12 protein-coding genes are annotated in these 14,717 nt (G+C 71.3%); all 12 read left to right on the forward strand.

The window, feature by feature from the left end:
• The first annotated feature begins 84 nt into the window (after positions 1 to 84).
• Entirely contained in the window at positions 85 to 1,749 is a 1,665-nt protein-coding gene (locus ABT009_RS34500) for a thiolase C-terminal domain-containing protein (protein ID WP_351304135.1), read from the forward strand.
• A gap of 121 nt (positions 1,750 to 1,870) precedes the next feature.
• A complete protein-coding gene (locus tag ABT009_RS34505) occupies positions 1,871 to 3,172 on the forward strand; it encodes an acyl-CoA dehydrogenase family protein (protein WP_351304138.1) in 1,302 nt (433 codons plus the stop codon).
• Positions 3,169 to 4,194, forward strand: a complete 1,026-nt coding sequence (locus ABT009_RS34510; protein ID WP_351304141.1) for a phosphotransferase family protein — start codon at positions 3,169 to 3,171, stop codon at positions 4,192 to 4,194. The genes ABT009_RS34505 and ABT009_RS34510 overlap by 4 nt, the downstream gene beginning before the upstream one ends.
• A complete protein-coding gene (locus ABT009_RS34515; RefSeq protein ID WP_351304144.1) occupies positions 4,191 to 4,970 on the forward strand; it encodes an enoyl-CoA hydratase-related protein in 780 nt (259 codons plus the stop codon). The genes ABT009_RS34510 and ABT009_RS34515 overlap by 4 nt, the downstream gene beginning before the upstream one ends.
• Before the next feature lie 4 nt (positions 4,971 to 4,974).
• Positions 4,975 to 5,958: an NADPH:quinone oxidoreductase family protein gene (locus ABT009_RS34520; RefSeq protein ID WP_351304146.1), complete on the forward strand. Its 984-nt coding sequence runs from the start codon at positions 4,975 to 4,977 to the stop codon at positions 5,956 to 5,958.
• Between the two features lie 114 nt (positions 5,959 to 6,072).
• Positions 6,073 to 6,837 carry an SDR family NAD(P)-dependent oxidoreductase gene (locus ABT009_RS34525; protein ID WP_351304148.1) on the forward strand — a complete coding sequence of 255 codons (765 nt, stop codon included), beginning with the start codon at positions 6,073 to 6,075 and terminating at the stop codon, positions 6,835 to 6,837.
• A gap of 83 nt (positions 6,838 to 6,920) precedes the next feature.
• The gene (locus tag ABT009_RS34530) at positions 6,921 to 8,384 is read left to right on the forward strand and encodes an aldehyde dehydrogenase family protein (protein WP_351304151.1); all 1,464 of its coding nucleotides are present in this window, start codon (positions 6,921 to 6,923) and stop codon (positions 8,382 to 8,384) included.
• Positions 8,381 to 9,589 (forward strand): CaiB/BaiF CoA transferase family protein, encoded by a 1,209-nt coding sequence (locus ABT009_RS34535; protein WP_351304154.1) that lies wholly within the window; start codon positions 8,381 to 8,383, stop codon positions 9,587 to 9,589. The genes ABT009_RS34530 and ABT009_RS34535 overlap by 4 nt, the downstream gene beginning before the upstream one ends.
• 76 nt (positions 9,590 to 9,665) lie before the next feature.
• On the forward strand, positions 9,666 to 11,201 hold the full coding sequence (locus ABT009_RS34540; protein WP_351304157.1) for an AMP-binding protein: 1,536 nt from the start codon (positions 9,666 to 9,668) through the stop codon (positions 11,199 to 11,201).
• 38 nt (positions 11,202 to 11,239) lie between these two features.
• Positions 11,240 to 12,673 (forward strand): FadD3 family acyl-CoA ligase, encoded by a 1,434-nt coding sequence (locus ABT009_RS34545; RefSeq protein WP_351304159.1) that lies wholly within the window; start codon positions 11,240 to 11,242, stop codon positions 12,671 to 12,673.
• 33 nt (positions 12,674 to 12,706) lie between these two features.
• A complete protein-coding gene (locus ABT009_RS34550) occupies positions 12,707 to 14,299 on the forward strand; it encodes a methylmalonyl-CoA mutase family protein (RefSeq protein ID WP_351304161.1) in 1,593 nt (530 codons plus the stop codon).
• Positions 14,299 to 14,715 (forward strand): cobalamin B12-binding domain-containing protein, encoded by a 417-nt coding sequence (locus ABT009_RS34555; protein ID WP_351304164.1) that lies wholly within the window; start codon positions 14,299 to 14,301, stop codon positions 14,713 to 14,715. Before ABT009_RS34550 ends, ABT009_RS34555 begins: the two co-directional genes overlap by 1 nt.
• Positions 14,716 to 14,717 lie beyond the last annotated feature (2 nt).

The following is a 14,717-nucleotide window of genomic DNA, read 5'->3' on the forward strand; positions in this document are numbered from 1 at the left end:
CGTCTCACCACCGCGAACCAGGCGGTCAACGGTCAACCACTTCCCGTACCTCCCGGCACGGGACCGACCATCTGAGGAGACCCTGTGGCCCGGCGCCCCCTGCCCCTTCTTACCCCGGAGAGCGCGTTCTTCTGGACGTCGGGCGCGGATGGCCGGCTCCGCTTCCAGGAGTGCGAGGCCTGCTCCGCCCTGATCCATCCGCCCCAGCCGGTGTGCCGTCACTGCCGGGGGCACGGGCTGCGCGTGACGGAGGTCGCCGGCACGGGCACCCTCATCTCGTTCACCGTCAACGAGCGGTTCTCGGTGCCGGGGCTGCCCGCGCCGTACGTGGTGGCGCGGGTGGCGATCGACGAGGACCCGCGGGTGCGGCTCACCACCAACGTCGTCGGTTGCGATGCGTCCGAACTGCGGCTCGGCATGCGGATGGAGGTGACGTTCGAGCACGTCGAGGACGTGTGGATCCCCCTCTTCCGGCCCTGCGCCGAGCAGCCGGAGGAGCCGGGCCCGCTACCGGAGGACGAACTGCCTCCCGCGCGGCTGAAGCAGCTGGTCCGGCCTCCGGTGAGCGCCGACCGGTTCGAGCACCGGGCCGCCCTCACCGGCGCCGGCGCCTCCCGCGTAGGCCGTCGCCTGGGGGTGCCGCCGCTTGAACTGACCATCGAGGCATGCGAGAAGGCCGTCGCGGACGCCGGCCTGACGATGGGCGACATCGACGGTCTGGCCACCTACCCCGGTGCGGGGATCGCCGCCGGGTTCGGCGAGGGCGGCGTCGCCGCCGTCGAGAGCGCTCTCGGCATCCACCCCACCTGGTACAACGGCGGGGCCGAGACGTTCGGGCCGGGCGGCAGCGTCATCGCCGCCATGCTCGCCGTGGCGAGCGGGCTGGCCCGGCACGTGCTGTGCTACCGCACCCTGTGGGAGGCCACCTACGCCCAGCAGCTGCGCGAGGGCCATCGGCCGTCGCCCGCCCCGGACCGGGTGGAGGGCGCCGGCGAGTGGCGCACCCCGTTCGGAGCGGTCTCCGCCGCGCACGCCCTCGCACAGAACGCGCAGCGCCACTTCCACGAGTTCGGCACCACCCGCGAGACCCTCGGCTGGATCGCTCTCAACCAGCGCGCCAACGCGTCCGTCAACCCCGAGGCGATCTACCGCGAGCCGCTCACCATGGACGACTATCTGTCGACCCGCACCATCAGCACCCCGCTCGGCCTGTACGACTGCGACGTGCCGTGCGACGCGTCGATCGCGGTCGTGGTGTCGGCGGTGGACGCGGCCCGCGATCTCCCGAAGCCGCCGGTACTGGTCGAGGCGGTGGGTACGCAGCTGATCGAGCGTCTCGAATGGGACCAGTCGACGTCGGCGCACGAGCCGCACGTCCTCGCACAGGCCTACCACATGTGGTCCCGCACCGACCTCGGCCCGTCCGACGTCGATGTGGCACTGCTGTACGACGGGTTCACGATCAACTGCCTGTCCTGGATCGAGGCGCTCGGCTTCTGCGGCATCGGCGAGGCAAAGGACTTCCTCGAGGGCGGCAAGAACATCGCCCGGGACGGGATCCTGCCCGTCAACCCGCACGGCGGACAACTGTCCCACGGCCGCACCCACGGCATGGGCCTGATCCGCGAGGCGATCACGCAGCTGCGCGGCGAGGGTGGGGCGCGGCAGGTGGCGGGCGCCCGGACCGCGGTCGTCAGCACCGGGGGGCTCGCCCCGAGCGGGGTCATGTTGCTGAGGACGGACACGTGACCGCCCCCGGCCGTCAGGAGACGGCCCCCGGCGCGGAGACCTCCGCCCCGCTACTCGCCGCCCGGACCGCGCCGGCCCCGACGGATGCCCCGCGGGGACCCGAGAAGAAGGAGTGACACACATGGCATGGGACTTCGAGACGGAGCCCGAGTTCCAGGCGAAGCTGGACTGGGCCGACACGTTCGTGCGGGAGGAGGTGGAACCGCTCGACCTGCTCTGGCACGGGCTGCAGTTCACACCGCCCGACGCCGAGAAGCGCAAGATCATCGACCCGCTCAAGGACGAAGTCCGCAGGCGCCGCCTGTGGGCTGCCCACCTCGGCCCGGAACTCGGCGGCGAGGGCTACGGGCAGCTCAAACTCGCCCTGCTCAACGAGATCCTGGGCCGCTCCGAATGGGCGCCGATCATCTTCGGCTGCCAGGCCCCCGACACCGGCAACGCCGAGATCATCGCGCACTACGGCACCGACGAGCAGAAGGAGCGCTACCTGCGGCCCCTGCTCGACGGGGAGATCTTCTCCTGCTACTCGATGACGGAACCTCAGGCCGGCGCCGACCCCGCCCTGTTCGAGACCCGCGCGGAGCGCGACGGCGACGACTGGGTCATCAACGGTTGGAAGTTCTTCTCATCCAACGCCCGCACCGCCTCGTTCTTCATCGTGATGGCGGTGACCGACCCGGACGCCGGCCCGTACGAGGGAATGTCGATGTTCCTCGTCCCGGCCGGCACACCCGGCATCGACATCGAGCGGAACGTCGGCCTCGGCGACGAGCCGATCGGGGACGGGGCCCACGCCCTGATCCACTACGACAACGTCCGGGTCGGCCCCGACGCCGTGCTCGGCGGTCCGGGGCAGGCGTTCGCGATCGCCCAGACCCGGCTCGGCGGCGGCCGCGTCCACCACGCCATGCGCACCATCGGCCAGGCGCAGAAGGCCCTGGACATGCTGTGCGAGCGGGCCCTGAGCCGCCGCACCCGCGACGGGGTCCTCGCCGACAAGCAGTTCGTGCAGGGCTACATCGCCGACTCCTACGCCCAGCTCACCCAGTTCCGGCTGTTCGTGCTGTACGTGGCGTGGTCCATCGACAAGCACAACGACTACCGGAAGGTCCGCAAGGACATCTCCGCCGTCAAGATCGTCATGCCCCAGGTGCTGCACGACATCGCACAGCGCGCGGCACAGGTCCACGGCGCGCTCGGCATGAGCAACGAGATGCCGTTCCAGCGGATGATCCTCGGCGCCGGCGTGATGGGCATGGCCGACGGGCCCACCGAGGTCCACAAGGTCACCGTCGCCCGCCAGGTCCTGCGCGGTCACCGGCCCACCGACGGCCTGTGGCCCACCGGCCATCTGCCGTCCCGCACCGAGGCCGCCCGCGCCAAGTACGCCGCACACCTCGAACGGGAAGTGGGAAACCTGTGATCGACATCGAACGGCTCGCGTCGTGGCTCGACGGGCAGAACCTGCCCGGCAAGGGCGAGCCCGTGGAGCACCGCTACCTCTCCGGCGGCACCCAGAACGAGATCTACGAGATCCGCCGCGGCGACCTGCACTGCGCCCTGCGTATCCCGCCGCCCACCGCGCCCGCCGACCGCGACAAGGGCATCCACCGCGAGTGGCGGATCATCGAGGCGCTGGACGGCACGGACGTACCGCACACCCCGGCGGTCGCGGTGTGCACCGACCCGTCGGTCCTCGGCCGCACCTTCTACCTGATGGGCTTCGTCGACGGCTGGTCGCCGATGAACCTGAAGGACAAGAAGTGGCCCGAGCCGTTCGGCTCCGACCCGGGCGCCCGCGCCGGTCTCGCCCGGCAGCTGACCGAGGGCATCGCACTGCTGTCGAAGGTGGATTGGAGGGCCCGGGGCCTCACCGACCTCGGCCGCCCCGACGGCTTCCACGAGCGGCAGGTCGACCGCTGGACCGCGTTCCTGAACCGCATCAAGGGCCGCGAGATACCGGGCCTTGAGGACGCCTCGGCCTGGCTGCGCGCCCACAAGCCGCTCGACTACGTGCCCGGGCTGATGCACGGCGACTACCAGTTCGCCAACGTCATGTTCCGCCACGGCGCCCCCGCCCGGCTCGCCGCGATCGTCGACTGGGAGATGGGCACCGTCGGCGACCCGAAGCTGGACCTCGGGTGGATGCTGCACAGCTGGCCCGAGGACACCTCCACGCCCGAGGCCGCGACCTCCGGCTACGTCGACCTGACCGGAATGCCGTCCCGCGACGAACTGCTCGCGCTGTACGCGCAGACGTCGGGCCGTCAGGTCGACGACGCCGACTACTACTTCGTCCTCGCCAAGTGGAAGCTCGCGATCGTCCTGGAGCAGGGCTTCCAGCGCGCCGGCGACGACCCGAAGCTCCAGGCGTACGGGCCCCTCATCCTGCGGCTGATGCGCGACGCCGCCGAGCTCGCCGAGACAACGGAGTACCGCGGATGACCGAGGAAGAGATTCTCGTACGGGAGCGGGCCGGGAACGTCTTGGTGGCCCGCCTGAACCGGCCCGCGGCGCGCAACGCGCTCAATCCCGAGCTGATGACCGCGATCGGCGCGGCGCTGCTGGACGCCGAGGCAGACCCGGAGATCCGGGCCCTGATACTCACCGCCAGCGGCGACCGGATCTTCTGCCCGGGCATGGACCTGCGGGCCTTCGCCGACGGCGCCGAGATGAACGGGGGAGCCGACGCGCCGCGCCGCGCCTACCAGCGGCTGCTGGAGGGCGGCGCCCACGTGCCGGTGGTCGGCGCGGCGAACGGCACCGCGCTCGGCGGCGGCATGGAGCTGCTGCTGGCCTGCGACGTCATCGTCGCGTCCGAGGCGGCCAAATTCGGGTTCCCGGAGGTGAAGCGGGGCCTGTTCCCGGCCGGCGGAGGTCTGGCGATCGGGACGCGGATCCCGTTCGCGGCGGCGATGGAGCTGGTGCTGACGGGCGATCCGGTGGACGCTGCCCGAGCCCGGGAGATCGGACTCGTCAACTGCGTCGTCCCACCCGACCAGGTGCTTCCGGCAGCGCTGGAACTGGCCGGGCGGATCGCCGCCAACGCGCCGCTGGGGCTGCTCGCCGCCAAGGAACTGCTGCGGCTGACGGTCACCGACCCGGAGCAGGCCGCGGTCCGCGGCAAGGAATGGGCGCAACGCGTCTTCACCAGCGAGGACGCCAAGGAGGGTGCCGTCGCGTTCGTGGAGAAGCGCGCGCCCGTGTGGCGGGGACGGTGACCCGGTGAGGGCCGCACAGTGCCCGGAGTTCGGGCCGCCGGAGGTGGTGCGCCTCGCCGACGTGCCCGCACCGGTGCCCACCTCCGGGCAGGTACGGGTGCGGGTGCACGCGGCTGCGGCCAACTTCTCCGACGTACTGCTGGTGGCCGGCGAGTACCAGGTGCGGGCGGAGCCGCCGTTCGTGCCGGGCAGCGAGTTCGCCGGTGTCGTCGAAGAGGTCGTCGGGGACGTGCCCGGGATCCGCGTCGGCGACCGGGTCGCCGGCACCGGTCTCGTCGGCGCGTTCGCGGAGCAGGCGGTGGTCGGCGCGCACGCGGTGACGCCGGTCCCGGACACCGTGGAGTACACGGCGGCAGCCGCGTTCGGCGTGGCGCACCGGACGGCGTACCACGCCCTGCACACCGTGGCGGAGCTCCGCGCGGGGCAGGAGCTGGTGGTTCTGGGCGCGGGCGGCGGCGTGGGCCTGGCCGCGGTGCAGCTGGGCACGCTGGCCGGGGCTCGGGTGACGGCGGTGGCGTCGTCGGCGGTGAAGCTGGAGGCTGCCAAGGCGAACGGCGCGAGCGTGCTGATCGACCACCGGTCGTGCGGCGATCTGCGGACGGCACTGAAGCAGGCGCTGCCTGCGGGGGCCGACGTGATCCTTGACCCGGTCGGCGGCGACCTCTCCGAGCCGGCGCTGCGCTCGGTGTGCTGGGGCGGACGGTTCGTCAGCATCGGTTTCACGGCGGGGATTCCGCGGCTACCGCTCAACCTCGTCCTGCTGAAGGGCGCCCAAGTGACGGGCTTCCAGCTGCGCGATGTGGCTGCCCACCTGCCGGAGCGGTTCCAGGCCAGTGAGGCGCGGCTCAAGGAGGCGTTCGCCGAGGGCACCGTCCGTCCGCACATCGGCGGGGTGTACCCGCTCGCCGAGGCGGCGGCCGCGCTGCGTGCCGTGGCGGACGGCCGGGCCGTCGGAAAGATCGTCGTGGATGTGGCCGGCTCCGGCTGAGACACGGGGGCGCCGCGCGGTGTGCGGCGCCCCCGCCGAAGCGCCACTGACACATGGAGAAAATCCAGTTCTCGATTATTGTAAATGTGACTTTCCAAGTGGGAGCATCAGGCCGTGGACACCTTCGCCGCACTGCATGACCTGTCCGGGCGGACCGCCGTGGTGACCGGTGGCTCCCGGGGGATCGGGCGGGCCATCGCACAGGCCCTCGCCGAGGCCGGTGCCGACGTCGTGATCGCCTCGCGCAAACGGGAGGCGTGCGAGACGGCGGCCGACGAGATCCACCAGGCGACAGGCCGGCGAGCGGTCGCCGTCCCCTGCCATGTGGGCCGCTGGGACGACTGCGACCGGCTGATCGCGGAGACCCTCGACGCGTTCGGTCGGCTCGACGTGTTCGTCAACAACGCCGGCATGTCACCGCCGTACAAGAGCCTCGACACGATCACCGAGGAGCTCTACGACAAGACCCTCGGCGTGAACCTCAAGGGCCCCTTCCGGCTCGCGGTGCTGGCCGCCACGCAAATGGCGGAGCACGGCGGCTCCATCATCAACGTCGGCACCGCGGGCTCCCTCGTGGCGAGCGTCCACGAACTGCCGTACGCGTGCGCCAAGGCGGGGCTCAACGCGCTCACCGTGGGACTCGCCGAGGCGTACGCGCCGAAGGTGCGCGTCAACGCGATCCTGCCGGGCCCGTTCCTCACCGACATCTCCCGCGGCTGGGCCCCCGAGAACCCCGACGACGCCCCCTTCGTGCCGCTGGGCCGCATGGGCCGTCCCGAGGAGGTCGCCCCGCTGGCGGTGCACCTCGCCTCGGACGCCTCCAGCTTCACCACCGGTGCGATCATCCGCGTGGACGGCGGCGTGACCCGCAAGGTCTGATCCCGCAAGGGCCGCCCGCGCACCGAAAAGAACCCGACCGCAAAGAATCCGATTTCCGGCAACGACGCAGGAGCGGAATGCCCGTGACCGATTCGAACAAGGCCACACCGGACAGGCGGCTGCTGATAGACGGCCAACTGGTGGGGGCAGCGACGACGTTCGCCTCCGTCAACCCGGCCACCGGCGACATCGTCGCGCACGCCCCGGACGCGGGCCCCGCCGAGGCGGAGGCGGCCGTCGCCGCCGCCCGCCGCGCCTTCGACACCACGGCATGGGCCACCGACCGGGACCTGAGGGCCCGATGTCTCGACCAGCTCCACCAGGCCCTCGTCGACCACAAGGAGGAGCTGCGGGCGCTCACCATCGCCGAGGTCGGCGCGCCCCACCGGCTCACTCTCGGCGCGCAGTTGGAGGAGCCCATCGCCACGGTCCGCTGGTACGCGGACCTGCTCCCGGAGTACCCGCTCACCCAGGACCTCGGCACCGTCGAATCCCGGGGCGCGCGGCACCGCCGCTGGATCGAGAAGGAGCCCGCGGGCGTCGTCTCGGCGATCATCCCGTACAACTACCCGAACCAGATCGCCCTGGCGAAGCTCGCCCCCGCCCTCGCCGCCGGCTGCACCGTCGTCCTCAAAGGCGCCCCGGACACACCACTGATCACCCTCGCCCTCGGCGAACTCATCGCGGAACACACCGACATCCCGCCCGGCGTCGTCAACATCCTGTCGTCCTCCGGCGCGTCGGCCGGCGAGGTGATGACCACCCACCCGGACGTCGACATGGTCACCTTCACCGGCTCCACCGCCACCGGCCGCCGCGTCATGGCCGCCGCCGCGGAAACCGTGAAGAAGGTGTTCCTCGAACTCGGCGGCAAGTCCGCCATGGTGCTCCTCGACGACGCCGACTTCGCGGCCGCGTACATGGCCGCCGGGTTCATGACGTGCAGCCACTCCGGGCAGGGTTGCGCCATCACCACCCGTCTCCTCGTCCCCCGCGAACGGCACGACGAGACCGCCGAGCGGGTCGCGGGCGTCCTCGCCCACATCCCGTACGGCGACCCGACCGACCCTGCCACGTACATGGGGCCGCTCATCAGCGAACGGCAGCGCGACAAGGTGGACGCCATGGTGCACCGCGCCGTCGCCGACGGCGCCAAGCTGGTGTGCGGCGGTGAGCGCCTCGACCCGGGTTTCTTCTACAAGCCGACGCTGCTGGCGGGCGTCGACCCGGACAGCGAGATCGCGCAGGAGGAGGTCTTCGGGCCGGTCCTCAGCCTCATCCCGTACGAGGACGAGGACGACGCGGTGCGGATCGCCAACAACTCGGCGTACGGCCTCTCGGGAGCCGTGTTCAGCGCTTCGCAGGAGCGTGCGGTCGCCGTGGCGCGGCGGATCCGCAGCGGCACGTTCAGCATCAACGGCGGCAGCTACTTCGCGCCGGACAGCCCGTTCGGCGGCTACAAGCAGTCCGGCATCGGTCGGGAGTACGGCACGGCCGGGCTTGAGGAGTTCCTGGAGACCAAGACGTTCGGGGTGGTGGCGGAATGAAGCCTCTGGAGGGAATCCGCGTCGTCGAGGCGGCCATGTACGGTTTCGTGCCCTCGGCGGGCGCGGTGCTGGCCGAGTGGGGCGCCGACGTCATCAAGATCGAACATGCCGTCACCGGGGACCCGCAGCGCGGGCTCCGCCGTACCGGCAACTTCGTCATCGAGGACGGCGAACCCAACCCGAACATCGAGCACGCCAACCGCGGCAAGCGCAGCATCGGCCTCGACATGTCCAAGCCGGAGGGCCTGGAGGTGCTGCACGAACTGGTCAGGGACGCCGACGTGTTCCTCACCAGCTTCCTGCCGTCCGCCCGCCGCCGGTTCCGGATCGACGTCGAGGACATCCGGGCCGTGAACCCGAAGATCGTGTACGCACGGGGCAGCGCCCTCGGTCCGCGCGGTCCGGAGGCCGAGAAGGGCGGATACGACATGACCGCCTTCTGGGCCCGCGCCTCCACCGCGGCCTGCATCACCCCGGAGGGCACCGACGGTGTCCTCTCCGCCCCGGTGCCCGCCTACGGCGACACGATCTCCGGTACCAACCTGGCCGGCGGTATCGCGGCCGCGCTGCTGAAGCGGGAGCGCACGGGGGAGCCGTCCGTCGTGGACGTCTCCCTGCTCGGCAGCGGCGTGTGGGCGATGGGCCACGGCATCGCGCTGGCCCGGCTCAAGAAGCAGCCGTGGGTGATGGCCCCGCCCGGCAAACAGCACGCCTACGCCAACCCGCTCACCATGCTGTACCGCACGGCCGACGGGCGGCACATCTCGCTGGTGATGCTGCAGCCCACCCGGTTCTGGGCGGACGTGTGCCGGCACGTCGGTCTCGAGCACCTCGTCGACGACCCCCGGTTCGCCACCGCCGACTCCATCGCCGAGCACAGCCAGGAGGCCGTGGCCGCGTTGCAGGAGGCCTTCGGCAGCCGCCCCCTCTCCGAGTGGACGCGGCGCCTCTCCACCCTGTCCGGCCCGTGGGCCCCCGTCCAGGACTCCGTCCAGGTCGGCGACGACCCGCAGGTGGTGGCCAACGGCTACCTCCGGCGCGTCGGAGACCTCGAACTCGCCACCGGGCCCGTGCAGTTCGAGACCGAGTCGCCTGACCCGACACCGGCCCCCGAGTTCGCAGCCCAGACCGAAGAGGTCCTGCTGGAGCTGGGGTACGACTGGGACCGCATCCTCGCCCTCAAGGCGGCCGGCGCGGTCACCTGACGACACGCGGTTCCCCACGGCCAACGGCGTACGGGCCCCATGGGCTCAGTTCTCGTGCAAAAGGAGGGGCTTTGTCATGCGAACGATCCCGTCCGAGCTGGTCAAACGCTACGAGGCGGAAGGCTGGTGGACCCGGGAGACCATCGGCGATCTGCTGGCGCGGGGTCTTCGGGCCGCCCCCGACACGGAGTTCCGGGTGCACTCGGAGGTGCGGCCCTGGTCGGGGACCTTCGCCGATGTGGAGGTGATGGCGCGCAGGCTGGCCGCGGGCCTGCGTGAGCGTGGCGTCGGTCCCGGAGACACCGTGGTGCTGCAGTTGCCCAACTGGGTTGAGGCGGCTGCGGTGTTCTGGGCGTCGGCGTTCCTCGGTGCGGTCGTCGTCCCCGTCGTCCACTTCTACGGGCCCAAGGAAGTCCGCTACATCGTGGCGGCCACCCGGCCCCACGTCTTCGTCGGCGCCGAGCGCTTCGGGCGCCTGGAGTTCCAGGCCGAGCTGTGCGAGGACGTACCCGTGGTGGGCGTCGTGGGCCGCGACTTCGAGGACCTGCTCGCCGACGAGCCGCTGACCGGTCTTCTCCCCGTCGACCCCGCCTCGCCCGCACTGATCGCCTTCACCTCGGGCACCACCCGGGACCCGAAGGGCGTCGTGCACAGCCACCAGACCCTCGGGTTCGAGACCCGCCAGCTGGCGGCCAGCTATCCGCCGGACCGCGGGCGGCAGTTCACCGTCGCACCGGTCGGCCACTTCATAGGCATGGTCAACGCTTTCCTCATCCCGGTGCTCGACGGTACGCCCGTGAACCTAGGCGACACCTGGAACCCGGGCCAGGCACTCGCGCTGCTGGAGAGTGAGGGGCTCGTCGTCGGCGGCGGTGCCCCGTACTACATGACGAGCCTGCTGGACCACCCGGACTGCACCCCGGGGCACTTGGCGCACATGAAGTACGCGGGTATGGGTGGGGCGGCGGTCCCGTCCGCCGTGACCACCCGGCTGGAGAGCCTGGGGATCGCGCCGTTCCGCGCGTACGGCAGTACCGAGCACCCCTCGGTGACCTGCACTGCGTACGACGGTCCCGCGGCGAAGCGGCTGTACACGGACGGTAACCTGCTGCCGGGTGCGGAGCTCCGGCTCACGGAGGACGGTGAGATCCTCACCCGCGGTCCGGACCTGTGCCTCGGCTACACCGACCCCGCGCTGACCGAGGCGGCTTTCGACGACGAAGGCTGGTACCGCACCGGCGACATCGGCGTGCTCGACGAGGACGGCTACCTCACCATCACCGACCGCAAGGCCGACGTCATCATCCGCGGTGGCGAGAACATCAGCGCCGTGGAGGTCGAGGAGGTGCTGCTGGCCATGGAGGCGGTCGCGGAGGCCGCGGTGGTCGCCGCACCGGATCCGCGACTTGGTGAACACGCAGCCGCCCTGGTGCGGTTGAGGCCCGGGCACGCGCTTCCGTCCATGGAGGAGATGCGTGCCCACTTCCAGCGCGCCGGCATCGCCCGGCAGAAGTGGCCGGAAGAGCTGCATGCCGTCGACGACTTCCCGCGGACGCCCAGCGGCAAGGTCAAAAAGTTCCTTCTCCGCAAGCACATTGCGGCGCCTCAGTAGTGAGAATAAGATTCTCTCGTTCGACTAAGGAGGATCTCATGGCATCGCGCTGGCGGAGCATCCCCGAGCTGGTGCTGAGCGCGGCCGACCGCTTCGGCGACGCAGAAGCCGTGGTGGACGGCCCGCTCCGCCTCACCTTCACCGAACTCGCCGACCGGGTCCGCCGGGCCGCCGGGGCCTTCGCGTCGGCGGGCGTGGACAAGGGCGACCGGGTCGCCGTGTGGGCCCCCAACTCGGCCGAGTGGATCATTGCCGCGTTCGGCCTGCTCACCGCGGGCGGCGTGCTCGTACCGGTCAACACCCGGTTCCAGGACGAGGAGGCGCACGACATCGTGCGGCGCAGCGGCGCCAAGGCCCTCCTCGTCCAGAACGGCTTCCTGGACCGCGAGTTCACCGGCCCGCCCGGCGTCCCCGTGATCGACATCAAGTCGGACTTCCTCGCCTCGGGCACGCCCCTGGAGCGCGAGGTCGACGGTGACGACCTGTCCGACATCGTCTTCACCTCGGGGACCACCGGCCGCCCCAAGGGCGTCATGATGACGCACGACCAGACCCTGCGCGCGTACGCCGAGTGGTGCGACCTGGCCGGGCTGCGCCAAGGCGACCGCTACCTGATCGTCAACCCGTTCTTCCACATCTTCGGCTACAAGGCCGGCTGCGTCGCCTCCCTGATCCGCGGCGCGACCATCCTGCCCGTCGCCGTCTTCGACGTGGACCGGGTCCTCGACCTGGTCGAGAAGGAGCGGGTGACGGTGCTGCCAGGACCGCCCACCCTCTACCACTCCCTGCTCGAAGCCGGCGGCGGACGGGACCTGTCCTCGCTGCGCGTCGCCGTCACCGGCTCCGCCGACATCCCGGTGGAACTGGTCCGCCGGGTCGTCACCGAGCTGCCCTTCAAGACCCTGATGACCGGGTACGGGCTGACCGAGGCGGGCACCGTCACCGCGTCCCGGCCGGGGGACCCCTTCGAGGCGATCGCGACGACGGTGGGCACCGCATGTGAGGGCTTCGAGGTCCGCGTCGCCGACGACGGCGAGGTGCTGGTGCGCGGCTACGGCGTGATGCGCGGCTACCTCGACGACCCCGAAGCCACCGCCGACGCCATCGACGCGGACGGCTGGCTGCACACCGGCGACCTCGGGGAGCTGGACGACGAGGGCAGGCTGCGGATCGTCGGCCGCAAGAAGGACATGTTCATCGTCGGCGGCTTCAACGCCTACCCCGCCGAGATCGAGGGCTTCCTCCTCGAGCACCCCGCCGTCGCCCAGGTCGCCGTCGTCGGCGTACCCGACGAGCGGATGGGGCAGGTCGGCAAGGCGTTCGTGGTCCCGCGCGGCGAGGTCACCGCCGAGGAGCTGACCGCCTGGAGCCGGAAGCGGATGGCCGGGTTCAAGGTCCCCCGGTACGTGGAGTTCCGCACGGAACTGCCGCTCACCGCCACCGGAAAGGTGCTGAAGGACCAGCTGCGCTGACCGCGTCCCTACCATCGAGGAACCGCAACCGCCATGAGCGACGACTCCGACGCCTCCGAGGTCCGCACCTCCTCCGGCATCCCCCTGAAGCCGGTGTACTCCGCGGCCGACCGGCCCGCCGAGCCGCCCGCACCCGGCAGCTTCCCCTTCACCCGCGGCAACTACCCGTCCGGCTACCGGGGCCGGCTGTGGACCCTGCGCCAGTACTCCGGCTTCGGCACCGCCGAGGAGTCCAACCGGCGCTACCGCTACCTGCTCGACCAGGGCGGCACCGGCCTGTCCGTGGCGCTCGACCTGCCCACCCAGTGCGGCTACGACTCCGACGACCCGGAGGTGGGGGAGGAGGTCGGCCGGGTCGGCGTCGCGGTGGACACCCTCGCCGACGCCGAGATCCTCTTCGACTCCATCCCGCTCGACCGGATCAGCACCAGCTTCACCATCAACGGCACGGCGGCCATCCTCCTCGCGCTTTACGTGGCCGCCGCCGAGCGCCGCGGCATCCCCCGCGCCAAGCTCACCGGCACCATCCAGAACGACATCCTCAAGGAGTACGCCTCGCGCGGCACCTGGATCTGGCCGCCCGAGCCGTCGCTGCGGCTGATCGCCGACACCATCGAGTTCTGCGCGGACCAGGTGCCCCGCTTCAACGCGATCTCGGTGGCCGGCGCCCATTTCCGCGACGCCGGCGCCAACGCCGTCCAGGAGATGGCCTTCACGCTGGCCGACGGCGTCACGTACTGCGAGACCGTGCTCGAGCGCGGGCGGATGACCATCGACCAGTTCGCCCCGCAGATCTCCTTCTTCTTCTACACGCACGGCGATTTCTTCGAAGAGGTCGCCAAGTACCGGGCCGGGCGGCGGCGTTGGGCGACGCTGGTGAAGGAGCGGTTCGGCGCGAAGACCGACAAGGCGTGCATGTTCCGCTTCGGCTGCGTGGCCGGCGGGGCCTCCCTGTACGCGCCGCAGGCCCGCAACAACACTGTGCGTGTGGCGTATGAGGCGCTGGCCTCCGTACTCGGCGGCGTGCAGTCGATGTTCACCGCCGCCTGGGACGAGCCGTTCGCGCTGCCCAGCGAGGAGTCGGCCACGCTGGCGCTGCGCACCCAGCAGATCCTCGCGTACGAGACCGGTGTCACCCGCGTCGCCGACCCGCTCGGCGGCTCGTACTTCGTGGAGGCGCTCACCGACGCCACCGAGGAGCGCATCGTGCAGATCATGGACGACCTGGAGCGGCACGGCGGCATGGTCCGCGCCATCGAGGACGGATACCTGCAGGGCCTCATCGCCGACGAGGCGTACCGCACACACCGGGACACCGAGTCCGGCGCACGGCCCGTCGTCGGCGTCAACCGCTTCACCTCCGACGACCCGCCACCGGACCTCGCGATGTACGAACTGGACGCCGAGGGCAAGGAGCGGCAGCTCAAGCGTCTTGCCCGGGTCAAGGCGGAACGCAGCACGGCCGACGTGCGCGCCCGTCTCGCGGACCTGAAGCGCGCCGCGGAAGGCTCCGCGAACCTCATGGAGCCGCTGATCGAATGCGCCCTGGCCTACTGCACGGTGGGGGAGATGTCCGACGCGCTGCGCGCGGTGTGGGGCGAGTTCCAGCAGCCGGTGGTGTTCTGATGCCGGCCCGCGTACTCGTCGCCAAACCGGGACTCGACGGCCATGACCGGGGCGCCAAGATCGTCGCGCGGGCGCTGCGGGACGCCGGGTTCGAGGTCGTGTTCACCGGCATCCGCCGCCGCGTCGACGACATCGTGGCCACCGCGGTCCAGGAGGACGTCGCCCTGGTCGGCCTCAGCATCCTGTCGGGCGCGCACGTCGCGCTCACCCGCCGCATCGTCGAGGGGCTCCGCGCGGCCGGTGCGGAGGACATCGGCGTCGTCGTAGGCGGCACCATCCCGGCGGCCGACGTGCCGCGGCTGCGGGCGGCCGGGGCGGATGCCGTGTATCCGACCGGAACCCCGCTGGACGAGATCGTCGCCGACATCCGCAAGCTCACCGCTTCTGCTTCTGCCTCTTCCTCTGCTTCTGACTAGGG

The sequence above is a fragment of the Streptomyces sp. NPDC002896 genome (assembly GCF_040295225.1).
GTDB lineage: Bacteria > Actinomycetota > Actinomycetes > Streptomycetales > Streptomycetaceae > Streptomyces.

What these genes read in the sequence shown, in the direction of transcription:
- ABT009_RS34545 (WP_351304159.1), top strand. Translation starts at nt 11,240, where the DNA reads ATGGCATCGCGCTGGCGGAGCATCCCCGAGCTGGTGCTGAGCGCGGCC.
- ABT009_RS34540 (WP_351304157.1), top strand. Translation starts at nt 9,666, where the DNA reads ATGCGAACGATCCCGTCCGAGCTGGTCAAACGCTACGAGGCGGAAGGC.
- ABT009_RS34515 (WP_351304144.1), top strand. Translation starts at nt 4,191, where the DNA reads ATGACCGAGGAAGAGATTCTCGTACGGGAGCGGGCCGGGAACGTCTTG.
- ABT009_RS34535 (WP_351304154.1), top strand. Translation starts at nt 8,381, where the DNA reads ATGAAGCCTCTGGAGGGAATCCGCGTCGTCGAGGCGGCCATGTACGGT.
- ABT009_RS34505 (WP_351304138.1), top strand. Translation starts at nt 1,871, where the DNA reads ATGGCATGGGACTTCGAGACGGAGCCCGAGTTCCAGGCGAAGCTGGAC.
- ABT009_RS34555 (WP_351304164.1), top strand. Translation starts at nt 14,299, where the DNA reads ATGCCGGCCCGCGTACTCGTCGCCAAACCGGGACTCGACGGCCATGAC.
- ABT009_RS34550 (WP_351304161.1), top strand. Translation starts at nt 12,707, where the DNA reads ATGAGCGACGACTCCGACGCCTCCGAGGTCCGCACCTCCTCCGGCATC.